This window comes from Pseudomonas putida, from assembly GCA_041879295.1.
In the GTDB taxonomy this organism is placed as follows: domain Bacteria; phylum Pseudomonadota; class Gammaproteobacteria; order Pseudomonadales; family Pseudomonadaceae; genus Aquipseudomonas; species Aquipseudomonas putida_Y.
In genome coordinates, this window is the sequence record CP047152.1 from 1,125,853 (window position 1) to 1,148,294 (window position 22,442).

A 22,442-nucleotide genomic window follows, 5' to 3' on the forward strand; every position below is an offset into this window, starting at 1 on the left:
ACCGAGAAGGCCATGGCTGAATCCATCACCCGTAATACCCCCTCGAACGAGCGGGATCTCGATGAGCTGCTGATCGACGCTGAAGCTGACGACGAGCAGGTCCAGCAGCAGGCTGTGGTGTTGCGGCGGCCCTGGCTGTTGCTGCTGGGCCTGGTGCTGGTGGCTTTGAACCTGCGCCCGGCATTGTCGAGCATGGCGCCGGTACTGGGCCAAGTATCTGAAGGCCTGGGCCTGAGTGCTTCGCAGGCTGGCTTGCTGACCACCTTGCCGGTGCTCTGCCTGGGCCTGTTTGCTCCCTTGGCGCCGGTGCTGGCGCGGCGCTTTGGCAGCGAGCGGGTGATTCTTGGCATCCTCGTCACCTTGGCACTTGGCCTCGTGGTACGAAGCGCCTTTGGGGCTGTCGGGGTGTTCCTCGGCAGCCTGATGGCGGGGGCCAGCATCGGCATTATCGGCGTGTTGTTGCCGGGTATCGTCAAGCGCGACTTTCCGCAGCACGCTGGCACACTGACCGGCGTATACACCATGGCATTATGCCTGGGCGCTGCCATGGCCGCGGGTGCCACCGTTCCTTTGGCCCAGCATTTCGACGGCAGCTGGGCACTAGGGTTGGGCTTCTGGGTGCTGCCGGCCTTCCTGGCCATGCTGGTGTGGCTGCCACAGGCCCGTCAGGGGCATGGCCTGCACAAGGTAGCCTATCGCGTGCGAGGCCTGTGGCGTGACCCACTGGCCTGGCAGGTGACCCTGTACATGGGCCTGCAGTCATCACTGGCTTACATCGTGTTCGGCTGGTTGCCATCGATCCTGATCGGTCGCGGCCTCAGCCCAACCGAGGCAGGGCTGGTGCTGTCAGGGTCGGTAATCGTGCAGTTGATCAGCTCGCTCAGCGCCCCTTGGCTGGCCACCCGCGGCAAGGACCAGCGGCTGGCGATCGTGGTAGTCATGTCGGGTACGCTGGCGGGGCTGTTCGGTTGCCTGTATGCGCCACTTTCCGGGTTGTGGGGGTGGGCCATTGTGCTGGGCCTGGGGCAGGGCGGTACCTTTGCCCTGGCGCTGACCTTGATCGTGCTGCGCTCGAAGGATGCCCATGTGGCGGCGAACTTGTCGAGCATGGCCCAGGGGGTGGGTTATACCCTCGCCTCAATGGGGCCATTTGCGGTGGGCCTGGTGCATGACCTGACTGGCGGCTGGGCGGCCCTGGGCTGGATTTTTGCGGTGCTGGGCGTCGGTGCCATCGTCTTCGGTCTGGGGGCCGGGCGGGCGCTGCATGTGCAGGTGACCAGCGAGAAGGTCTGAGGCCTGTTTTGCAGTACCGTCCTCTTACCCGCCAAGAGGACGGTACTGGCATAAGCCATCGTGGCAGATTATCGTGCAGCTTTCGAACCTAGGACGGACCAGCCCCCCATGAGCGATGCCAACCGCGCCCTGATCACCCGTTTCTACCAGGCCTTCCAGCGGCTGGATGCCGACGCCATGCTGGCTTGCTACAGCAACGATATCGTTTTCAGCGACCCGGTGTTCGGCACCCTGCGCGGCAAGGACGCAGGCGATATGTGGCGGATGCTCACCACCCGCGCCAAGAACTTCACCCTGACATTCGACAGCATACGCGCAGATGAGCACAGTGGCAGCGCGCACTGGGTGGCTACCTACTTGTTCAGCCAGACCGGGCGTATTGTGGTCAACGATATCCAGGCACGCTTTGTCATTCGTGATGGGCTGATTTGCCAGCATGACGACACCTTTGACCTGTGGCGCTGGTCGCGGCAAGCGCTGGGTGTTCCTGGCATGCTGCTGGGGTGGTCGCCGCTGATGCAGAACAAGGTCCGCCTGCAGGCATTCAAGGGGTTGCGCGCATTCCAGCAGGCCCAGGGTGAGTGAGGTTGTCGAACCTGCCGTTGGAAAGCCCTGGTTCGTCTATCTGGTAAGGGCAGCCAATGGCTCGTTGTATTGCGGCATCAGCGATGATCCGCAGCGTCGGTTTGCCGCGCATCAGAAAGGGCAGGGCGCCCGCTATTTCAAGACCAGCCCGGCCCAGGCGCTGGTGTATGTGGAGCAGTGGCCGGACAAGAGCGCGGCGCTGCGCCAGGAGCGGTTGGTGAAACGGCTGCGCAAGTCGGCGAAGGAGGCATTGGTTGCCTCCTTTGGCGGCTTGGGGGAAATCAGTCCTTGCGGCGCTTCAGCTGATCCACCAAGGTTGTCGGCAGCCCCTTGATGATCAAGGTCCCCGCCGCTTCGTCATATTCCACCTTGTCCCCCAGCAGATGTGCCTCGAAGCTGATCGACAGCCCCTCGGCACGCCCGGTGAAACGGCGGAACTGGTTGAGGGTGCGTTTGTCCGCCGGGATTTCCGGCGAAAGGCCGTAGTCCTTGTTGCGGATGTGGTCGTAGAACGCTTTGGGGCGGTCCTCGTCGATCAGGCTGGACAGCTCTTCCAGTGTCACCGGCTCGCCCAGTTTGGTCTGGGTGGTGGCGTACTCGACCAGGGTCTGGGTCTTCTCGCGGGCAGATTCTTCCGGCAGGTCTTCACTTTCAACGAAATCACTGAAGGCCTTGAGCAGGGTGCGGGTTTCGCCCGGGCCGTCGACACCCTCCTGACAGCCGATGAAGTCGCGGAAGTAGTCCGACACCTTCTTGCCGTTCTTGCCCTTGATGAACGAAATGTACTGCCTGGAGTTCTGGTTGTTCTTCCACTCCGACAGGTTGATGCGTGCTGCCAGGTGCAGTTGGCCAAGGTCGAGGTGACGGGAAGGGGTCACGTCGAGCTCGGCATTCACAGCTACACCTTCGCTATGGTGCAGCAGGGCGATTGCCAGGTACTCGGTCATGCCTTGCTGATAGTGGGCAAACAGGATGTGGCCGCCGGTGGACAGGTTGGACTCTTCCATCAGCTTCTGCAGGTGCTCGACAGCCACGCGGCTGAAGGCGGTAAAGTCCTTTTCTTCATCCAGGTACTGCTTCAGCCAGCCGCTCAGCGGATAGGCACCCGATTCGCCGTGGAAAAAGCCCCAGGCTTTGCCTTGCTTGGCGTTGTAGCTGTCATTGAGGTCGGCCAGCAGGTTTTCGATGGCATCGGAGGCAGCCAGTTCGGAGTCACGAGCATGCAGCACGGCGGGGCTGCCATCGGGCTTTTTGTCGATCAGGTGAACGATGCAATGACGGATTGGCATGGAATTCTCGGCGAGCTGCAAAAGTTGCCAAGTTTAACCTAGACCTGAGGTGATGCAGTGGCCGTATGTTGGCAGATATGTCTGTTGTTCGTTTTTTGTTCAGTTTTGTGTGTTTTCAGCTGAAACGCCCGAAAAACCTGCATTTAATCAAAGTGCGAAGCGGATATTTATCCATTCCTGTGGTAGTTTTGCGCGGTCTTGCGCCCCTCGTGTGGCGCAGTGCTGGCAGCTTGCTTTCGTCGTGTCGAACCAAACGCCGATTTACGTATCTACATACGCAATTGGCGCGGCCCTCCATTTAAAGGGGCTGGCCCGATAACGTCGTAGTCCGCTGCATAACCATCGAATTTGATAGGGAAGGAACACCACCATGGCATTGACCAAAGACCAACTGATTGCCGACATCGCCGAATCGATCGCCGCGCCAAAAGCCACCGCCAAGAACGCTCTGGAGCAACTGGGCCAGATCGTTGCAGACCAACTGGAAAACGGCGCTGAAATCACTCTGCCAGGCATCGGCAAGCTGAAAGTCTCCGAGCGTCCTGCCCGTACCGGCCGCAACCCTTCGACTGGCGCTGCCATCGAAATCGCTGCCAAGAAAGTCGTCAAGTTCGTTCCAGCCAAAGTGCTGACCGACGCTATCAACAAGTAATTGTTGCTTTGACGAAACCGCGCCCGGCTTGCCCGGGCGCGGTTTTTTCATGCCTGTGATTTACGCCGGGCGTGCCAGGCCTGACGTGCGGCGTCGTCATGGAAGCTCCAAGCGACCATGCGGCTCTGTTTCTGCCCCTGGCCCATCTCGATGATGCGCACGGCCTTGGCGCCGGACTTCTTCAACGCGGCCTCGATGCCCGGCAGGTTGCTGGCCTTGGACACCAGGCTGGTGAACCACAGCACCTGTCCGGCGTACTGCACGCTTTCGCCAACCAATTGGGTGACAAAGCGGATTTCCCCGCCTTCGCACCACAGTTCATTGTTCTGGCCACCGAAGTTCAGCACCGGCAGCTTGCGTTTGGGGTCCTGCTTGCCAAGGTTCTTCCATTTGCGCTGGCTGCCGCGGGTGGCTTCGTCGCGTGAGGCATGAAAGGGCGGGTTGCACAAAGTCAGGTCGAAGCGCTCGCCCTCCTGCAGCAGGCCGCTGAGGATGTGCGCTCGGTTGGCCTGCTGACGCAGCGTAATGGCCTTGCCCAAACCGTTGGCCTGGATGATGGCCTTGGCCGAAGCCAAGGCCATGGGGTCGATGTCTGAGCCGAGGAAGCGCCAGCGGTAGTCGCTGTGGCCCAGCAGTGGATAGATGCAGTTGGCCCCCACGCCGATGTCCAGCGCGCGCACTTGGGGGCCCCTTGGGACGTCGCCGGCATTGTCATCGGCCAACAGGTCGGCGGCTACGTGGATGTAATCGGCGCGGCCAGGAATGGGCGGGCACAGGTAATCGGCCGGGATGTCCCAGTGCTGGATGCCGTACTGGGCCTTGAGCAGTGCACGGTTGAACACGCGGACGGCTTCGGGGTTGGCAAAGTCGATGCTGGGCTTGCCGTGGGGGTTGGTGATGGTGAAACGGGCCAGATCAGGGTGGGCCTTGATCAGGCTGGGGAAGTCGTAACGACCCTGGTGGCGGTTGCGCGGGTGCAGGGTGGGTTTGTTCGGGGTCATGGCAGTGTCCAGCCCTATACGAGCGGTGGCTTGAAGAACCTGGGGTTGCTACGCAGCCCTTTCGCGACACAAGGCCGCTCCCACAGGAGGGTGGCGCCTTGAAGGTTGGCGCCGTCCTGTGGGAGCGGCCTTGTGTCGCGAAAGGGCCGCGTAGCGGCCCCAACGGTCTCTCTAGTGTTTACAGCGCAGCAATCCGCGCATGCTGCTCGGTGAAGTTGGCCAGAGCCTGTTCAGACTCGGCCAGCTTGGCGCGTTCTTTCTCGATCACCGCAGGTGGGGCCTTGTCGACGAAGGCTGCGTTGGACAGCTTGCCGCCAACACGTTGCACTTCACCTTGCAGACGCTGGATTTCCTTGTTCAGGCGTGCCAGCTCGGCATCCTTGTCGATCAGCCCGGCCATTGGCACCAGCACTTGCAGGTCACCGACCAGGGCGGTAGCGGACAGCGGCGCTTCGTCGGCATCGCCGAGGACGGTGAACGATTCGACCTTGGCCAGCTTCTTCAGCAGCGCTTCGTTTTCCTGCAGGCGGCGCTGGTCGTCGGCGTTGGCATTCTTCAGGAACAGCGGTAGCGGCTTACCTGGGCCGATGTTCATTTCGGCACGGATATTACGCAGGCCGACCATCAGCTCTTTCAGCCACTCGATGTCGCCTTCGGCGGCGGCGTCAATGCGCGCTTCGTTGGCCACTGGCCACGGCTGCAGCATGATGGTCTTGCCGTCGATGCCGGCCAGCGGCGCGATGCGCTGCCAGATTTCTTCGGTGATGAACGGCATGAACGGGTGCGCAAGGCGCAGTGCCACTTCCAGCACACGCACCAGAGTGCGGCGGGTGCCGCGGGCGCGCTCTACCGGGGCGTTTTCGTCCCACAGTACCGGTTTGGACAGCTCCAGGTACCAGTCGCAGTACTGGTTCCAGATGAACTCGTACAGCGCCTGGCTGGCCAGGTCGAAGCGGAACTGCTCCAGCTGGCGGGTTACTTCGGCTTCGGTACGCTGAAGCTGCGAGATGATCCAGCGGTCGGCCAGCGACAGCTCGTAGGCTTCGCCGTTCTGGCCGCAGTCTTCACCCTTGTCCAGCACGTAGCGGGCAGCGTTCCAGATCTTGTTGCAGAAGTTGCGGTAGCCTTCGACGCGGCCCATGTCGAACTTGATGTCGCGGCCAGTCGAGGCCAGCGAGCAGAAGGTGAAGCGCAGGGCGTCGGTGCCGTAGCTGGCAATACCTTCTGGGAACTCGGCTTTGGTCTGCTTGGCGATCTTCTCGGCAAGCTTGGGCTGCATCATGCCGCTGGTGCGTTTTTCCAGCAGGGCGTCGAGGGTGATACCGTCGACGATGTCCAGCGGGTCCAGCACGTTACCCTTGGACTTGGACATCTTCTGGCCCTGACCGTCACGTACCAGGCCGTGCACGTACACGGTCTTGAACGGTACCTGCGGGGTGCCGTCTTCGTTCTTGATCAGGTGCATGGTCAGCATGATCATGCGCGCAACCCAGAAGAAGATGATGTCGAAGCCAGTCACCAGTACGTCGGTGGAGTGGAACTTCTTGAGGAATTCGGTCTGTTCCGGCCAGCCCAGGGTGGAGAATGTCCACAGGCCCGAGCTGAACCAGGTGTCAAGTACGTCGTCATCCTGGCGCAGGGCCACGTCGGCGCCCAGCTTGTGCTTGGTGCGTACTTCTTCCTCGCTGCGGCCAACGTAGACCTGGCCGGCCTCGTCGTACCACGCCGGAATACGGTGGCCCCACCACAGCTGGCGGCTGATGCACCAGTCCTGGATATCACGCATCCAGGAGAAGTACATGTTCTCGTATTGCTTGGGCACGAACTGGATGCGGCCATCTTCCACGGCGGCGATGGCAGGTTCTGCCAGCGGCTTGGTGGAAACGTACCACTGGTCGGTCAGCCACGGCTCGATGACCGTGCCGGAGCGGTCGCCTTTCGGCACTTTCAGGGCGTGGTCGTCGATGCTGACCAGCAAGCCCTGGGCGTCCAGGTCGGCGACGATCTGCTTGCGCGCGACAAAACGGTCAAGGTTGGCATACTGGGCCGGCAGTTGGGTGTCGACCTGCTCGTTGACGCTGCCGTCGAGGTTGAAGGCCTGGGCACTGGCCAGCACGAAGGCGTTCTTGTCGAAGATGTTCAGCAGCGGCAGGTTGTGACGCTTGCCGACTTCGTAGTCGTTGAAGTCGTGGGCCGGGGTGATCTTCACGCAACCGGTACCGAACTCGGGGTCGCAATAGTCATCGGCGATGATCGGGATGCGGCGGCCGACCAATGGCAGCTCGACGAATTTGCCGATCAGTGCCTGGTAGCGTTCGTCGTTCGGGTTGACTGCCACGGCGGCGTCACCCAGCAGGGTTTCCGGACGAGTGGTGGCAACCACCAGGTAGTCCTGCCCTTCGGCGGTCTTGGCGCCGTCGGCCAGCGGGTAGCGCAGGTTCCACAGGTGGCCTTTCTCGTCGTGGTTTTCCACTTCGAGGTCGGAGATCGCTGTGTGCAGCTTGGTGTCCCAGTTGACCAGGCGCTTGCCGCGGTAGATAAGGCCGTCTTCATGCAGGCGCACGAACGCTTCTTTTACTGCTTCGGACAGGCCATCGTCCATGGTGAAGCGCTCGCGGCTCCAGTCTACCGATGAGCCCAGGCGGCGAATCTGGCGGCTGATGTTGCCACCGGACTGATCCTTCCATTCCCAGACCTTTTCCAGGAACTTTTCGCGGCCCAGGTCATGACGGTTCTGGCCTTTGGCTTCAAGTTGGCGCTCGACCAGCATCTGCGTGGCGATACCCGCGTGATCGGTACCAGGCTGCCACAGGGTGTCGCGGCCTTGCATGCGGCGGAAACGGATCAGGGCGTCCATGATCGCGTTGTTGAACCCGTGGCCCATGTGCAGGCTGCCGGTTACGTTCGGCGGCGGGATCATGATGGTGTAGGACTCGCCTGCACCTTGTGGAGCGAAATAGTTCTCGGACTCCCAGGTGTTGTACCAGGAGGTTTCGATTGCGTGCGGCTGGTAGGTCTTATCCATGCGCGGCGGGACCCTGTGCATTTATTCGGGAAAGCCGGGAAGTATAACCAAGCTGGGGGCCGCAGGCGACAAGCTGCTGACAACTGTCGGAACAGTGTCGCCTGTCTCGCGGGCAAAGCGCAGGCTTCGAACCTGTGGCAGCGGGTTTGCCTGCGAAGCAGGCGACACCGTTGCCCGATTCTACTCGGAACGCTTGATCAGGCGCTCGATCCGCGCATCCAGCCGGCGCTTGATTTCGTTCTCGATATGCGGGGTAAAGTCGTTGATCACGTCCTGCATGATCATCTGCGCGGCAGCGCGCAGCTCGCTTTCCAGGTGCAGCAGGGTGTCCTGGCGGCGGGTTTGCGGGTCGTCCTCGGGTTCGGCAGCTACCGGTTCGTCGGGCGCCGCGGGGTCGCTGGCGGTTTCGTCCAGCAGCAACGGAATCTGCTCTACCGTCTCGGTGAGCAGCGGCGGTTGCAGGTCGGCGTCGCCAAGCAGCTGACGGATCGACTCGAGGTCATCGAGCAGGTGGGCGGAATCGGGCAAAGGGGAGGGCTTGTCCATCGTCGTCAAAGTCGCTGTAAGCGGTGGTCTTGCAGAGCATAGCCCTGTTCACGGTAGAAACGGAATCGCTCACGGGCTGATTGGCGGATGGCGGGCTCTTCAACGACGATTTCGGCCACCCGCTCGAACTGCCCGACAAAGCCCGGCACGCTGGCGCCGAGGTTGATCAGCAGACCGCAGTGCTCGCCCGCGTTGTCAGCCAGGCCCAGCACCACGCCAGCATCTGCATGGACCTCGGCCAGGTCGTGGGGCACGAAAGCCTCGCCCTTGAAGCGCCACAAGCGTTGGTCCAGTTCACTGCGCTGTTCTGCATCCTGGCAGTGCAGATAGACCCGGTGGCCGAGGCGCCAGGCCTTTTCGCACAGCTTGCAGGCGAAATCGAGCCGCGCCGACAGCGAATCGGTGGGCAGAATGTAGAAGTCGACTTTGCTCATGGTGGGGATTACCGGCCGGTGGTGCGCAAGGCACCACCAGCTTCACGGCTTCAGGCGCCAGCGCGGTCCAGCAGGTACTGGGTCAGCAGAGGAACCGGGCGGCCAGTGGCGCCTTTGTCCTTGCCGCCACTGACCCAGGCGGTACCGGCGATGTCCATGTGCGCCCAGTTGTAGGCTTTGGCGAAGCGCGACAGGAAGCAGCCAGCGGTGATCGTACCGGCCTTCGGCCCACCAATGTTGCCCATGTCGGCGAACGGGCTGTCCAGTTGCTCCTGGTATTCATCGAACAGCGGCAACTGCCAGGCACGGTCGTCGGCGCGCTTGCCGGCATCGAGCAACTGCCCGACCAGGTCGTCGTTATTGCCCATCAGGCCGGAGGTGTGGCTGCCCAGGGCGACGATGCAGGCGCCGGTCAGGGTGGCGATGTCGATGACCGCCTGCGGTTTGAAGCGCTCGGCGTAGGTCAGGGTGTCGCACAGCACCAGGCGGCCTTCAGCGTCGGTGTTGAGGATTTCCACGGTCTGGCCACTCATGGTGGTAACGATGTCACCTGGGCGGGTGGCACCGCCGCTTGGCATGTTCTCGGCGCAGGCCAGCAGGCACACCAGGTTGATCGGCAGTTGCAGTTCGAGCACTGCATGCAGGGTGCCGAACACACTGGCGGCGCCGCACATGTCGTACTTCATTTCGTCCATGCCGGCGCCTGGCTTGAGGCTGATGCCGCCGGTGTCGAAGGTAATGCCTTTACCCACCAGCACGAAAGGCTTGTCGGCCTTTTTGCCGCCCTGGTAATTGAGCACGATCAGGCGGGGTGGCTGGTCGCTGCCCTGGCCCACGGCGTAGAACGCGCCCATGCCCAGGTCCTTGATCTTTTTCTCGTCCAGCACTTCAACCTTGAGGGCCTTGTGCGCCTTGCCCAGGTCTTTGGCCTGTTCGGCCAGGAAGCTTGGGTGGCAAAGGTTAGGCGGCAGGTTGCCGAGGTCGCGGGTGAAGGCCATGCCGCTGGCGATGGCGCTGGCATGCTTGACCGCGCGCTCGACTTCGGCCTGGCCGGCTTTGTCGGCCAGCAGGGTGACCTTTTTCAGCGCGCGCGGCTCGGCTTTCTGGCTTTTGAAGCGGTCGAACACATACTCGCCGTCCAGCAGGGTTTCAGCCAGCAGGCGGTACTTGCCATAATGGGCGTCGCGGTTGCTGACCGCGATATCGTCCAGGGCCAGCACTGCGTCAGCGCCATTCAGGCCCTTGAGCACGCCAGCGACACTGGCCACCAGTTTGCGCCAGGCGCGGTCGCCCAGGGCTTCTTCCTTGCCGCTGCCCACCAGCAGCACGCGCTCGGCTTTCAGGCCAGGGAGGTTCTGTAGCAGCAGGGTCTGGCCCGGCTTGCCGGCCAGGTCGCCGCGCTTGAGCACGGCGCTGATGGCGCCTTCGCTGGCCTGGTCGGCAGCCTTGGCAACAGCGCCGAGCTTGCGGTTTTCACCTACCGGAAGGACCAGGGTGGCGGTTTTTACGGATGCAGCAGCTACGCTTTTTACAACCAGTTCCATGTCAGGATCCCCGAATGATCGATACGAATGGCGCCGTGTGTTCCGGCGCTCTGGACGGGCCTGGCCGCGTCGTCGCGCACCAGCGGAAAAGCTGCCAGTTTGAGCCTGTGGCAAGCGTGCTGACAACCCCGTTGTGCACCTTCGTGCGCGGCCAAGTGACAGGGGCGGTCAATCACAGGATAATGCGCGCACTTTACATGGAGGTTCGCCTTTGGCGAACCGGCATTGGTCTTGGATGTACTAAGTCATTGTTTGGCGCCATTGCATGGCTGTCCGCCCTGACAACCCAGGAGTGTCTGGTTTGATCGTCTTTCGTTATCTGTCCCGCGAGGTCCTGGTGACCTTGAGCGCCGTCAGCGCTGTGCTGTTGGTGATCATCATGAGCGGGCGCTTCATCAAGTACCTGGCCCAGGCTGCCCAAGGCGTGCTCGACCCTGGCGTGTTGTTCCTGATCATGGGCTACCGCTTGCCAGGCTTCCTGCAACTGATCCTGCCTCTGGGGCTCTTCCTCGGCATACTGCTGGCTTACGGGCGCCTGTACCTGGAAAGCGAGATGACCGTGCTGTCGGCCACAGGCATGAGCCAGCAGCGCCTGCTGGGCCTGACCATGGCACCGGCTGCCCTGGTTGCCCTGCTGGTGGCCTGGTTGAGCATGAGCCTGGCCCCGCAGGGCGTGGCCCAGGTGCAGCAGATCATCAGCCAGCAGGATGCCCTGACCGAGTTCGATACCTTGGTGCCGGGCCGCTTCCAGACCTTGCGTGATGGCTCGCGGGTAACCTATACCGAGCAACTGTCGGATGACCGCATCAACCTGGGCGGGGTGTTCATCTCCGAGAAGCGCTTCAACCAGGACAAGACCAAGGACCGCGCCCCATCGGTGCTGGTCGCTGAAAAAGGTCACCAGGAAATCCAGGCCGACGGCAACCGTTACCTGGTTCTGGAAAACGGTTACCGCTACGACGGCAATCCGGGCCAGGCCGACTACCGCGCCATCAAGTATGACACCTACGGCGTGCTGCTGCCCAAGCCGGAAGTGGCCGAGGAAGTGACCGAGCGCGAAGCTATTCCCACCTCCGAACTGATCGGCGCCAAGGGCCTGCGTGAGCGCGCCGAGCTGCAATGGCGGCTGTCGCTGCCGATCCTGGTGTTCGTCGTCACCCTGCTGGCAGTGCCACTGTCGCGGGTCAACCCGCGCCAGGGCCGCTTCCTCAAGCTGCTGCCGGCAATTCTTCTGTATATGGCCTACCTGACAATGCTGATTTCCGTACGCGGCGCCCTCGAGAAGGGCAAACTGCCGATTGCCCTGGGCATGTGGTGGGTACACGGCCTGTTCCTGCTGATCGGCCTTGGCCTGATGTACTGGGAGCCGCTGCGCCTCAAACGCGCCGCCCGCCGTGCGGAGGTGGCCCATGGCTAAGCTCGATCGCTACATCGGCCAGAGCGTGCTGCTGGCCATCCTGGCCGTGCTGGGGATCATCCTCGGCCTGGCTTCACTTTTCGCTTTCATCGATGAGATGAGCGACCTGAGTGACACCTACACAGTGATGGAAGCGGGCAACTTTGTCCTGCTTACCGCGCCTCGGCGGCTGTATGAAATGTTGCCAATGGCCGCCTTGATCGGTTGCCTGATCGGCCTGGGCAGTCTGGCCAGCAGCAGCGAGCTGACCATCATGCGTGCGGCCGGCGTGTCCATCGGCCGCATCGTCTGGGCGGTGATGAAGCCGATGCTGGTGCTGATGCTGGTTGGTCTGCTGATTGGCGAATATGTGGCTCCGGTGACTGAGAACAAGGCTCAGGCCGACCGTTCTCTGGCTCAGGGTGGTGGTGAGGCACAAAGCTCCAAGCGCGGCATGTGGCACCGCCAGGGCGAGGAGTACGTGCACATCAACGCCGTACAGCCCAATGGCCTGCTGCTGGGCGTGACCCGCTACCGCTTCGACAGCGAGCGCAAGATCGTCACCTCGAGCTTTGCCCGCCGCGCACAGTACCAGAGCGACCACTGGCTGCTCGCCGATGTGCGTACCACCTACTTCCGTGGCGACCATACCGAGGTGGTCAACGCGCCAGAGGAGCGCTGGGATGTATCGCTCACGCCAGAGCTGCTCAATACCGTAATCCTCGCGCCGGAGTCGCTTTCGATTACCGGGTTGTGGGACTACATCCACTACCTGTCTGACCAGGGCCTGAACAACGCCCGCTACTGGCTGGCGTTCTGGACCAAGGTGCTGCAGCCGATGGTAACGGCGGCTCTGGTGCTGATGGCGATCTCGTTCATCTTTGGCCCGCTGCGTTCGGTAACCCTCGGTCAGCGCGTGTTCACGGGTGTACTGGTGGGCTTCGTGTTTCGCATTGGCCAGGACCTGCTCGGGCCTTCGAGTCAGGTATTCGGCTTCCCGCCGCTGCTAGCGGTGGTGATCCCGGCAGGTATCTGTGCATTGGCGGGCGTGTGGTTGCTGCGCCGGGCAGGCTAATAGCCTGAGCTGCACAAGAAAGCCGACCTCAGGGTCGGCTTTTTCATGGGTGTTGAGCTGTCCCGGCCTCTTCGCGGGTAAACCCGCTCCTACAGGTACCGCGCAGGCATCAAGAAAGGGCCGAACCGGCAACGCCAAGCTTGTGGCTTATTTTTTCTGTTTAGGCACCCGCACCAGCTGGCTTTCCGAATAGATGTCATGCCAACCACGCTTGCGATTGTCGATCAGCACCCAGAAAAAACCCAACCCCAGGCACAGCCACGAGGCGATCGACACGACGAACCGCAACAGCGCCTGCCACAGGCTGATGGCCGAGCCATCGGCATTCTGCACCCGGACGCCCCACACCTGCATACCCAGCGTCTGCCCGCTGTGGGTCCAGAACTTGGCAAAGAAGCCGAACAGGGCAAACAGCAATACCGTAGACAGCAGTGGGTCGCCATCCAGTGCGCCGGCCTCGGTCAGCTCGCGCATACGTGCTTCGCCGATGATCGACATCTGAATCATCTTGTAGGCGCCAGCGGTAACGATCAGCAGTGCGGTACACAGCAAAAAGTCATAGAACATTGCAGCCAGGCGCCGGCCCAGGCTGACCGGCGGAAAATCACCCTGGGGTGTGAGTAGAGGCTTGGACATGCAGGACGCTCCAAAATACGAGCCCACTATTCTACGGGCAAAAAAAAACCCCTGCACTTGGCAGGGGCTTTTCAAAGTCTGGCGCTGGATCAGACAGGTTGAACCTTGTCAGCCTGCATGCCTTTCTGGCCCTGGACTGCTTCGAAGGTGACTTGCTGGCCTTCTTTCAGGCTCTTGAAGCCGTTGCCTTCGATAGCGCGGAAGTGCACGAAGAGATCCGGACCGCTTTCTGGGGTAATGAAGCCGTAACCTTTTTCGTCATTGAACCACTTGACGGTACCCTTCTGACGCTCAGCCATTGTCTTATTTCCTATGAAACTTAAATTTTGATGACAGTTTCTTTCGCACTTTTTTGTAAGCGAAAGACTACTGGGCTGGGTTGCAGGAAGTAAGAGACGTCGAACGGGTTGTAGCAAATCTCGGCTACTGGCCCAGGTCACGAACTGTTGCGACCCATGCAAACACAGTGCAGTGACTCTACGCCAACTCCCGAGCGAAAAACAAGCCCTTGGTCGTATGGAAAACTGGCCGCTTGCCGATAACCGACCGATTTGTCGGAAACGGCATGGCGCCTGGCCTGGCGCCATGTTCAAAAGTTATTGGGCAGGTTCGAAAACGAATATGTCGACGCTGCCCAAAACCTTCACAAAGCCGTTTCAGCCACGGTAGTAACGTGGTGTCACGAAAGGCATTTTGCTGACTTTCAAGGCCACCTTCTTTCCACGCACCACGGCAAACAGTGCAGTGTCGAGTGCAGCATGTTCACTATCGATATAACCCATTGCGACAGGTGCAGCGAGTGTCGGACCAAAGCCTCCGCTGCATACTTTACCCACCGGTTTATCGTTTGCGTCGACAATGTCCGCGCCTTCGCGTACTGGCGTACGCTCCTGAGGCAACAAGCCTACGCGTTTGCGCGCGACCCCGTCGCGCACGTGGGCGAAGATCGCCTCGGCACCAGGGAAGCCGGCAGCACGTGCACCCTCGGCACGGCGCACCTTGGAAATCGCCCACAGCAGGCTGGCTTCGATCGGCGTAGTCTCGGTGTTCATGTCATGGCCATACAGGCACAAGCCAGCTTCCAGGCGCAGCGAGTCGCGTGCGCCCAGGCCGATCGGCTGTACTTCCGGCTCGGCCAGCAGGCGGCGGGCCAGGGCGTCGGCAGCGTTGACCGGTACCGAGATCTCGTAGCCGTCTTCGCCGGTGTAGCCCGAGCGGCTGACGAAGCAGTCCACGTCCAGCAGCTTTACCCGGCGCAACTGCATGAAGATCATGCCGGCCACTTCTGGAGCCAGGCGTTCCAGCACTTTGACCGCAGCCGGGCCTTGCAGGGCGAGCAGGGCACGCTCCTCGAACAGCGGCTGCACCTCGCAGCGGCTGCCGATGTGCGCTTGCAGGTGAGCCAGGTCCTGCGCCTTGCAGGCCGCGTTGACTACCAGGAACAGAGTGTCGTCGCCCAGGTTGGCAACCATCAGGTCGTCAAGAATGCCGCCTTGCTCATTGGTGAACATGGCATAGCGCTGCATGCCCACCGGCAGGTCGATGATATCCACCGGTACCAGGCTTTCCAGCGCCTTGGCGGCGTCAGCACCACGCAGAATGATCTGGCCCATGTGCGAGACGTCGAACAGGCCGGCCTGCTCGCGGGTGTGCAGGTGTTCCTTGAGCACACCCAGCGGGTACTGCACCGGCATGTCGTAGCCGGCGAACGGCACCATGCGCGCACCCAGTTCCAGGTGCAGGGCATGCAGTGGGGTCTTGAGCAGTGTTTCGGACATCGATGACTCCTTGCTGTCATTGTCGGGTCAACATTCAATGATGTTGACGGCCAGGCCGCCACGGGCGGTCTCTTTATATTTGCTTTTCATGTCGGCGCCGGTCTGGCGCATGGTGCGGATGACCTTGTCCAGCGACACGTAGTGCTGCCCGTCGCCGCGCAGGGCCATGCGTACCGCGTTGATGGCCTTCACCGAGCCCATCGCATTGCGCTCGATACAGGGCACCTGCACGAGGCCGCCGATCGGGTCGCAGGTCAGGCCCAGGTTGTGTTCCATGCCTATTTCGGCGGCGTTCTCCACCTGCTGCACGCTGCCACCCATCACTTCGCACAGCGCCCCGGCGGCCATCGAGCAGGCCACGCCGACCTCGCCCTGGCAGCCCACTTCGGCACCGGAGATGGAGGCGTTTTCCTTGTACAGGATGCCGATGGCTGCGGCGGTGAGCAGAAAGCGCACCACCCCGTCCTCGCTGGCACCCGGCACGAAGCGCATGTAGTAGTGAAGGACTGCCGGGACGATGCCCGCTGCGCCGTTGGTAGGGGCCGTAACCACACGACCGCCGTAGGCGTTTTCCTCGTTCACTGCCAAGGCGTAGAGGTTGACCCAGTCGAGCACCGACAGGGCGTCACGCAGGCTGGCCTCCGGGTGGCCGCTCAGTTGGCGGTACAGGGCCGGCGCACGGCGTTTGACCTTGAGCCCTCCCGGTAATATGCCCTCATGCTGGCAACCAGCAGCGACACAATCTTGCATCACCTGCCAGATGCGCAGCAGCCCGGCTCGGGTTTCTGCTTCTGGGCGCCAGGCGGTCTCGTTGGCCAGCATCACCTGGCTCACCGACAGGTCATGCGCGGTGCAGTGGCCGAGCAGCTCCTTGGCGGTCTTGAACGGATAGGCCAGCACCGTGGTGTCCTCGACGATGCGGTCGTGGCCGGCAGCGTCCTCGTCGACCACGAAACCACCGCCTACCGAGTAATACTCGCGGCTTCGGATTTGCAGGCCTGCGTCGTCGAACGCGCGGAAGATCATGCCGTTGGGGTGGTAGTCCAACGGCTTGCGGATCATCGCCAGGTGCTGCTTTTCGATGAACGCAATGCTGTGCTCGCCCAGCAGGTTGATGCGTCCGCTGTCGCGGATGGCTTGCAGGCGAGCGGGAATGCTGTCGGTGTCGATAATGTCCGGGTGTTCGCCTTCAAGGCCCAGCAGCACGGCTTTGTCACTGCCGTGGCCTTTGCCTGTGGCGCCCAGTGAGCCATACAGCTCGGCTTTGACGCTGGCGGTGCGGGTAAGCAAGCCATCACGGCGCAGCCCTTCGGCGAACCGCGCAGCGGCGCGCATCGGGCCGACCGTGTGGGAGCTGGAGGGGCCGATGCCGATCTTGAACAGGTCGAAGACGCTCAGTGACATGGTGGTTCCTCCAGCCGGGGAAATTAGGCGGACGGTGAACCCTGTGGGAGCGAGCGTGCCCGCGAATGCGTCGGTGAAGTCATCATCGCATTCGCGGGCGTGCCCGCTCCCACAGAGGTCCACACCTCAAGTCAGGTAGCGGGCCTGAGCGCAATCAGGCGTCCTGATAGCTCTCGATCGACGGGCAGGCGCACACCAGGTTGCGGTCGCCGAACACGTTGTCGACCCGGCCGACCGGCGGCCAGTACTTGCCTTCCACCAGGCTCGCCAAGGGGTATACCGCCTGCTCGCGGCTGTAGCCATGGGTCCATTCGCCAACCAGCTCAGCCGCAGTGTGCGGTGCGTTTTTCAGCGGGTTGTCGTCCTTGTCCAGGCTACCGTCCTCCACCGCGCGGATTTCTTCGCGGATCTGGATCATCGCGTTGCAGAAGCGGTCCAGTTCTTCTTTGGACTCGCTTTCGGTCGGTTCGATCATCAGCGTGCCAGCCACCGGGAAAGACATGGTCGGGGCGTGGAAGCCGAAGTCGATCAACCGTTTGGCCACGTCGTCGACACTGATGCCGCTGTTGTCCTTCAGTGGGCGCAGGTCGAGAATGCATTCGTGAGCCACCAGGCCATTACCGCCGGTATACAGAACAGGATAGTGCTCTTCCAGGCGGCGGGCGATGTAGTTGGCGTTGAGGATTGCCATTTGCGAGGCACGTTTGAGGCCGGCACCGCCCATCATGCGGATATACATCCATGTGATTGGCAGGATGCTGGCGCTACCGAACGGCGCAGCGCATACCGCGCCCTGGGTGTTTTCCAGCTGTGCATGGCCTGGCAGGAACGGCGCCAGGTGCGACTTGACGCCAATCGGGCCAACGCCCGGGCCACCACCACCGTGCGGGATGCAGAAGGTCTTGTGCAGGTTCAGGTGGGAAACGTCGCCGCCGAACTTGCCTGGCGCGCACAGTCCGACCATGGCATTCATGTTGGCGCCGTCGATGTACACCTGGCCACCGTTGTCGTGGATGATCGCGCAGATTTCGCCGATCGCTTCCTCGAACACGCCGTGGGTCGACGGGTAGGTGATCATGATTGCAGCCAGGCGCTCGCGGTGCTCGATGGCTTTGGCGCGCAGGTCCTCGACATCGACGTTGCCACGGGCGTCACAGGCGGTAACCACGACACGCATGCCAGCCATATGTGCGGTGGCCGGGTTGGTGCCATGGGCCGACGACGGGATCAGGCAGATATCGCGGTGGCCTTCACCACGGCTGCGGTGGTAGGCGCGGATCGCCAACAGCCCGGCGTATTCGCCCTGCGAGCCGGCGTTGGGCTGCAGCGACACGGCATCATAGCCAGTGGCCGCGCACAGCATGGCCTCCAGTTCGGTGGTCATCTGCAGGTAGCCCTGGCTCTGCTCGGCCGGGGCGAACGGGTGCAGGTTGCCGAACTCGGCCCAGGTGACCGGGATCATTTCGCTGGCGGCGTTCAGCTTCATGGTGCACGAGCCCAGCGGGATCATGCTGCGGTCCAGCGCCAGGTCCTTGTCGGCCAGGCGGCGCAGGTAGCGCATCAGCTCGGTTTCGCTGTGGTAGCGGTTGAACACCGGGTGTTCCAGGATGGCCGACTGGCGCAGCAGGGCGGCAGGCAGCAGGGAACCGGTGCTGGCGGCCAGTGCGGTGAAGTCAGGCTGTGCCTGCTCGCCACCCAACAGCTGCCACAGCGACTCGACGTCAGCCTGAGTGCTGGTTTCGTCCAGAGACAAACCCACATGGGCGGCATCGATCTGGCGCAGGTTGATGCCTTGGGCGCGTGCCTTTCCATGCAGGCTGGCGGTGGCAGTGCCGGTGGCCAGGGTCAGGGTGTCGAAGGCGCTGGCGCCTACCACCTGTACGCCCAGCGCCTTCAGGCCGGCGGCAAGGATCGCGGTCAGGGCATGGGTGCGCTCGGCAATGCGCTTGAGGCCGGCAGGGCCGTGGTAGACGGCGAACATGCTGGCGATGTTGGCCAGCAGCACCTGGGCGGTGCAGATGTTGCTGGTGGCCTTTTCGCGGCGGATGTGTTGCTCGCGGGTCTGCATGGCCAGACGCAGGGCGGTTTTGCCGAAGCGGTCAATCGACACGCCGACCAGGCGGCCAGGCATGTCGCGCTTGAACGCGTCGCGGGTGGCGAAGTAAGCCGCGTGCGGGCCACCGAAGCCCAGTGGCACGCCGAAGCGTTGGGCGCTGCCGATGGCCACGTCAGCCTCGAATTCGCCCGGTGGGGTCAGCAGGGTCAGGGCCAGCAGGTCTGCTGCTACGGCGACCAGTGCGTTGGCAGCATGGAAACGCTGTACGACCTCGCGGTAGTCGAACACTTCACCGTTGCTGGCCGGGTATTGCAGCAGGGCGCCGAAGAAGGCGCTGACATCGCCCAGCTCGCGCTCGTCGCCAACCACAACTTCGATACCCAGCGGCTCGGCACGGGTGCGCAGCACGTCGAGGGTTTGCGGGTGGCAGTGTACCGAGGCGAAGAAGGTGTGGCTGGCCTTGTTCTTCGACAGGCGCTTGCAGAAGGTCATGGCCTCGGCCGCAGCCGTGGCTTCGTCAAGCAAGGAGGCGTTGGCGATCGGCAGGCCGGTGAGGTCGCTGATCAGGGTCTGGAAGTTCAGCAGCGCTTCCAGGCGGCCCTGGGAAATTTCTGGCTGATATGGGGTGTAGGCGGTGTACCAGGCCGGGTTTTCCAGCAAGTTGCGCAGAATCGGCGCCGGAGTGTGGGTGTTGTAGTAGCCCTGGCCGATGTAGCTTTTGAACAGCTGGTTCTTGCCGGCGATGGCCTTGAGTGCGGCCAGCGCATCCGCTTCACTTTGGCCGTCATGCGAGCCAAGCACGCTAGTGCCCTTGATGCTGTCGGGGATGACCGCAGCGGTCATGGCGTCCAGCGAGTCGAAGCCCAGTGCAGTGAGCATGGCCTGTTCGTCAGCGGCGCGCGGGCCAATGTGACGGGCGATGAATTCGTTGGCGGTGCCGAGGTTGATGGTCATGGCGGGTGTCCTCAGGCGTCGTCGTTGGCTTTGAGCAGGCGGTCGTAGGCGTCCTGATCGAGCAGAGCGGTCACGGCTTCTGCATCGGCAGGGATGAAGCGGAAGAACCACCCTTCGCCCATCGGGTCTTCGTTGACCAGTTCCGGGCTGTCTTCGAGCTGGCCGTTGACTTCGACCACTTCACCCGTCAGTGGCATGTACACGCCGCTGGCGGCCTTGACCGATTCGACGGTGGACGCTTCGCTGCCTTTCTCATACTGCTGCAACTCTGGCAGTTGCACGAAAACCACGTCGCCCAGGGCATTCTGGGCGTAGGCGGTGATGCCCACGGTGACGCTGCCATCGGCTTCGACGCGCAGCCATTCGTGATCTTCAGTGAAACGCAACTCGCTCATGGGAAATCCTCGGGAAGCAGGGCGTGGGGCGCGGTGGCGCCGCGCTCTTAGGGTAGGATTCCCTAAGCAATAATGCGGCCAATATAAAGAACTTCTTTTTTATCAATTGCTTACGTAAATATGGTGGAAAGCCATATTTTTTGTATGGAATGATATCGTTACAGGTGCTCATGGGAGGAAAAGGGTTTGAGCATCAAACCCTTGTGCACCCACGTCGAGGCGGGCTTGTATCGTTTTCGCTACAGTGTAGCGAAAACGATACGATTGCTGCGTGAACATGGCAGGTGCCAATTGGCCTTCGGTCATTTCACTTTCAGCAGATGATCCAGCGAAAACGCGCCGGCGCCACGTGCGACCAGGAGCAGCAAGAGCCCTGCCCAAGTCAGGTGGGTGGGCCACGCATCGGGGTATACGAACACTTCTATCACCAGGGTCATGCCCAGCAGTGCCAGCGCAGATAGCCTGGTCATCAGCCCGAGCACCAGCAATAGCGGGAACAAGTGCTCAGCGTAGGCTGCCAGGTGCGCTGCAAGCCAGGGCGAGAGTAGCGGCAGCGCGTACTCGGTGCGGAACAGCTCATAGGTGCCGGGTGTGAGGGTAAGGAAACCTTCCACTTTGGTGCGCCCGGAAAGAAAGAATACCGAGGCGATCCCGAGCCGGGCGACCAGGCACAACAGGTCATCGCTCAACCGGCGCTCGATGCTTTGCGCAACGTGGTTCCAGGCGCGCCGCAGGCCGCTGGCCGGGGGTGTGAAATCGACACTAGCCATGGTGGTGTTCTCCTGTGAAGGCGAGTGGGCGAAAAGCCTGGGCTGTCATCAGGCGCCCGAGCATCTCGGTGAAGTCCAGGTCGGTTTCTGCGTGTCGCGCCAGGTCTGAGGCCTGCATCAGCGAGTGTCCGGCCGCACAGGCCTTGAGAAACTCATGGCCACCTTTCCCCAACGGCTGATGGCATACGCCATCAGCGGTCCCGACAAACAGTACCCCTTCGCCCACCCATGGCTGGTCATGGGGCCAGGCAAGCTGTTCGCGGGCGCAGCGCCACAGGGTGTACACAGGATGCGCTTCGCACCAGTACCAGCGGGCACTGGCACGGGGGGCCAGGCAACCGTGATCCAGATCGCTGGGGGTCATGCCTGCCAGCTCGACAAGGTTCAGGCACGGTTCGTTCGGCGCGCTGAAGGCTTCTGTCCAACGCAGGTCCAGGCGCGCGACATCCGCCAGATACGGCACAGCATGCTGTGACTGAATGTCTTCGAGGAAATCTGGAAAGGTTGCGCCGTAGCAGATCAGCCGGGGATCGCTGGGGGGAAATTGCCGCGCATAGACTGCCGCGGTCTCATCCATCCAGGCGCGCCCGACGAGTGTGCACACGCTCGGAAAGTTTGCGCGCAGCGCATCCACGCAGCCGGCCAGCACCGTGTTGCGATAAACCGCGAACGCCGCTTGTTCGGCCACTCCCGAAAGCTGGGGAGCAGGGCGGGAATAGAGTGCCTCGATGAATGCGTGCTGGAACTGACCAAGGGAAAGGTTCATGGCAATACACCTGGGCAAGTCATGATCGACTGTGCGATGGACCGTTCGGCAAGCAGTTCGGTGAACGGGGGAAGCTTGTCGTCACGTTCAATGAGTGTCGGGCGCGGGCCGACACGGGAAACCAGTTGGCGGTACAGCGCCCACACAGGCTCGGCCACCTGCGCATCATGAGAGTCGATCAACAGGTTGCCTTGGTCATCATCGCTGTGCCCGGCCAGGTGAATTTCTGTGATGGTTTGCGCTGGAAAGCGGTCCAGGTAGGCAGTTGCCGAGAACCCCAGATTGTGAGCACTCACATAGACGTTGTTGATGTCCAGCAGCAGGCCACAACCCGTGCGACGTGTCAGTTCGCCAAGAAAGTCGATCTCGTCCCAGTCATGGCCCTGCAGCTGCAAGTAATGACTGGGGTTTTCGATGGATATACGCCGGCCCAATACCTCCTGGCATCGCTGGATGTTTTCAGCGATGCGCTGAAGGGCTTCGTTGCTGCGGGGAAATGGCAGCAGGTCTGGATGGTAGTGCCCCTGCCAGGTGGACCAGGCCAGGTGCTCTGATACAAGTACCGGTTCGGTCTGATCGCACAGTGCGCGCAGACGCTGCAAGTGGTCCTGATCGGGGGCTGCATCAGCCGCCAGCGAAAGTGCCACACCATGCAATGAGACCGGGTGCCGCTCTGCGATGCGGTTCAGCCAGGCAAGGCGAGGGCCACCGACCATGTAGTTCTCCGGGTGAACTTCAAACCAGAGCCCTTCGAGATTGCACGCCAGCGCCTGGTCGTAGTGCTCGGCCTTCAGGCTGATTCCGGCGCCCATTCGTGCGTCTGCGTTCATGGTCGGTTTCCCC

21 protein-coding genes are annotated in these 22,442 nt (G+C 62.0%); 6 read left to right on the top strand and 15 right to left on the bottom strand.

What is annotated here, in order from left to right; translation table 11 throughout:
- Positions 1 to 12 precede the first annotated feature (12 nt).
- The 3 genes from GST84_05265 (at position 13) to GST84_05275 (ending at position 2,212) form a co-directional block, all read left to right on the top strand.
- Complete coding sequence (locus tag GST84_05265; protein XGB11800.1) at positions 13 to 1,293, top strand: CynX/NimT family MFS transporter; 1,281 nt, start codon at positions 13 to 15, stop codon at positions 1,291 to 1,293.
- Positions 1,294 to 1,401: 108 nt separating this feature from the next.
- Positions 1,402 to 1,878 (top strand): DUF4440 domain-containing protein, encoded by a 477-nt coding sequence (locus GST84_05270; GenBank protein XGB11801.1) that lies wholly within the window; start codon positions 1,402 to 1,404, stop codon positions 1,876 to 1,878.
- Positions 1,871 to 2,212 (top strand): GIY-YIG nuclease family protein, encoded by a 342-nt coding sequence (locus GST84_05275; protein XGB11802.1) that lies wholly within the window; start codon positions 1,871 to 1,873, stop codon positions 2,210 to 2,212. Before GST84_05270 ends, GST84_05275 begins: the two co-directional genes overlap by 8 nt.
- Here the strand turns inward: GST84_05275 and yejK are convergent.
- Positions 2,160 to 3,167, bottom strand: coding sequence for a nucleoid-associated protein YejK (gene yejK, locus GST84_05280; GenBank protein ID XGB11803.1), 1,008 nt, complete (start codon positions 3,165 to 3,167; stop codon positions 2,160 to 2,162). The genes GST84_05275 and yejK overlap by 53 nt on opposite strands.
- Positions 3,168 to 3,537: 370 nt before the next feature.
- Here yejK and GST84_05285 point away from each other — a divergent pair, with 370 nt between their 5' ends.
- On the top strand, positions 3,538 to 3,819 hold the full coding sequence (locus GST84_05285; GenBank protein XGB11804.1) for an HU family DNA-binding protein: 282 nt from the start codon (positions 3,538 to 3,540) through the stop codon (positions 3,817 to 3,819).
- 47 nt (positions 3,820 to 3,866) lie between these two features.
- Here GST84_05285 and rlmF read toward each other — a convergent pair whose 3' ends face one another.
- The 5 genes from rlmF to GST84_05310 all read right to left on the bottom strand — a co-directional run bounded on the left by rlmF (position 3,867) and on the right by GST84_05310 (position 10,369).
- Entirely contained in the window at positions 3,867 to 4,820 is a 954-nt protein-coding gene (gene rlmF / locus GST84_05290) for a 23S rRNA (adenine(1618)-N(6))-methyltransferase RlmF (protein XGB11805.1), read from the bottom strand.
- A 178-nt stretch (positions 4,821 to 4,998) separates the two neighbouring features.
- Positions 4,999 to 7,845 (bottom strand): valine--tRNA ligase, encoded by a 2,847-nt coding sequence (locus tag GST84_05295; protein XGB11806.1) that lies wholly within the window; start codon positions 7,843 to 7,845, stop codon positions 4,999 to 5,001.
- A gap of 180 nt (positions 7,846 to 8,025) precedes the next feature.
- On the bottom strand, positions 8,026 to 8,391 hold the full coding sequence (locus GST84_05300) for a DNA polymerase III subunit chi (protein ID XGB11807.1): 366 nt from the start codon (positions 8,389 to 8,391) through the stop codon (positions 8,026 to 8,028).
- A 5-nt stretch (positions 8,392 to 8,396) separates the two neighbouring features.
- Entirely contained in the window at positions 8,397 to 8,825 is a 429-nt protein-coding gene (locus GST84_05305; protein XGB11808.1) for a DNA polymerase III subunit chi, read from the bottom strand.
- Between the two features lie 50 nt (positions 8,826 to 8,875).
- The gene (locus GST84_05310) at positions 8,876 to 10,369 is read right to left on the bottom strand and encodes a leucyl aminopeptidase (GenBank protein XGB11809.1); all 1,494 of its coding nucleotides are present in this window, start codon (positions 10,367 to 10,369) and stop codon (positions 8,876 to 8,878) included.
- 301 nt (positions 10,370 to 10,670) lie between these two features.
- On the opposite strand from GST84_05310, the gene lptF reads away from it, so the two are divergent.
- Positions 10,671 to 11,786, top strand: a complete 1,116-nt coding sequence (gene lptF, locus GST84_05315) for an LPS export ABC transporter permease LptF (protein ID XGB11810.1) — start codon at positions 10,671 to 10,673, stop codon at positions 11,784 to 11,786.
- The gene (gene lptG / locus GST84_05320) at positions 11,779 to 12,840 is read left to right on the top strand and encodes an LPS export ABC transporter permease LptG (GenBank protein XGB11811.1); all 1,062 of its coding nucleotides are present in this window, start codon (positions 11,779 to 11,781) and stop codon (positions 12,838 to 12,840) included. Before lptF ends, lptG begins: the two co-directional genes overlap by 8 nt.
- A 147-nt stretch (positions 12,841 to 12,987) precedes the next feature.
- Here lptG and GST84_05325 read toward each other — a convergent pair whose 3' ends face one another.
- From GST84_05325 to GST84_05365, 9 genes are all read right to left on the bottom strand, one after another.
- Positions 12,988 to 13,476 carry an RDD family protein gene (locus GST84_05325; protein ID XGB11812.1) on the bottom strand — a complete coding sequence of 163 codons (489 nt, stop codon included), beginning with the start codon at positions 13,474 to 13,476 and terminating at the stop codon, positions 12,988 to 12,990.
- Positions 13,477 to 13,565: 89 nt separating this feature from the next.
- Entirely contained in the window at positions 13,566 to 13,775 is a 210-nt protein-coding gene (locus GST84_05330; GenBank protein XGB11813.1) for a cold shock domain-containing protein, read from the bottom strand.
- Between the two features lie 357 nt (positions 13,776 to 14,132).
- The gene (gene gcvT, locus GST84_05335) at positions 14,133 to 15,254 is read right to left on the bottom strand and encodes a glycine cleavage system aminomethyltransferase GcvT (GenBank protein XGB11814.1); all 1,122 of its coding nucleotides are present in this window, start codon (positions 15,252 to 15,254) and stop codon (positions 14,133 to 14,135) included.
- 27 nt (positions 15,255 to 15,281) lie between these two features.
- On the bottom strand, positions 15,282 to 16,658 hold the full coding sequence (locus tag GST84_05340) for an L-serine ammonia-lyase (GenBank protein ID XGB11815.1): 1,377 nt from the start codon (positions 16,656 to 16,658) through the stop codon (positions 15,282 to 15,284).
- A gap of 154 nt (positions 16,659 to 16,812) precedes the next feature.
- Positions 16,813 to 19,668, bottom strand: coding sequence for an aminomethyl-transferring glycine dehydrogenase (gene gcvP / locus GST84_05345; GenBank protein XGB11816.1), 2,856 nt, complete (start codon positions 19,666 to 19,668; stop codon positions 16,813 to 16,815).
- Positions 19,669 to 19,679: 11 nt separating this feature from the next.
- A complete protein-coding gene (gcvH, locus tag GST84_05350; GenBank protein ID XGB11817.1) occupies positions 19,680 to 20,063 on the bottom strand; it encodes a glycine cleavage system protein GcvH in 384 nt (127 codons plus the stop codon).
- A 302-nt stretch (positions 20,064 to 20,365) separates the two neighbouring features.
- On the bottom strand, positions 20,366 to 20,833 hold the full coding sequence (locus GST84_05355; protein ID XGB11818.1) for a DoxX family membrane protein: 468 nt from the start codon (positions 20,831 to 20,833) through the stop codon (positions 20,366 to 20,368).
- Entirely contained in the window at positions 20,826 to 21,599 is a 774-nt protein-coding gene (locus tag GST84_05360) for a DUF2063 domain-containing protein (protein XGB11819.1), read from the bottom strand. Before GST84_05360 ends, GST84_05355 begins: the two co-directional genes overlap by 8 nt.
- Entirely contained in the window at positions 21,596 to 22,411 is an 816-nt protein-coding gene (locus tag GST84_05365) for a DUF692 family protein (GenBank protein ID XGB15710.1), read from the bottom strand. The genes GST84_05360 and GST84_05365 overlap by 4 nt, the downstream gene beginning before the upstream one ends.
- Between the last annotated feature and the right edge of the window lie 31 nt (positions 22,412 to 22,442).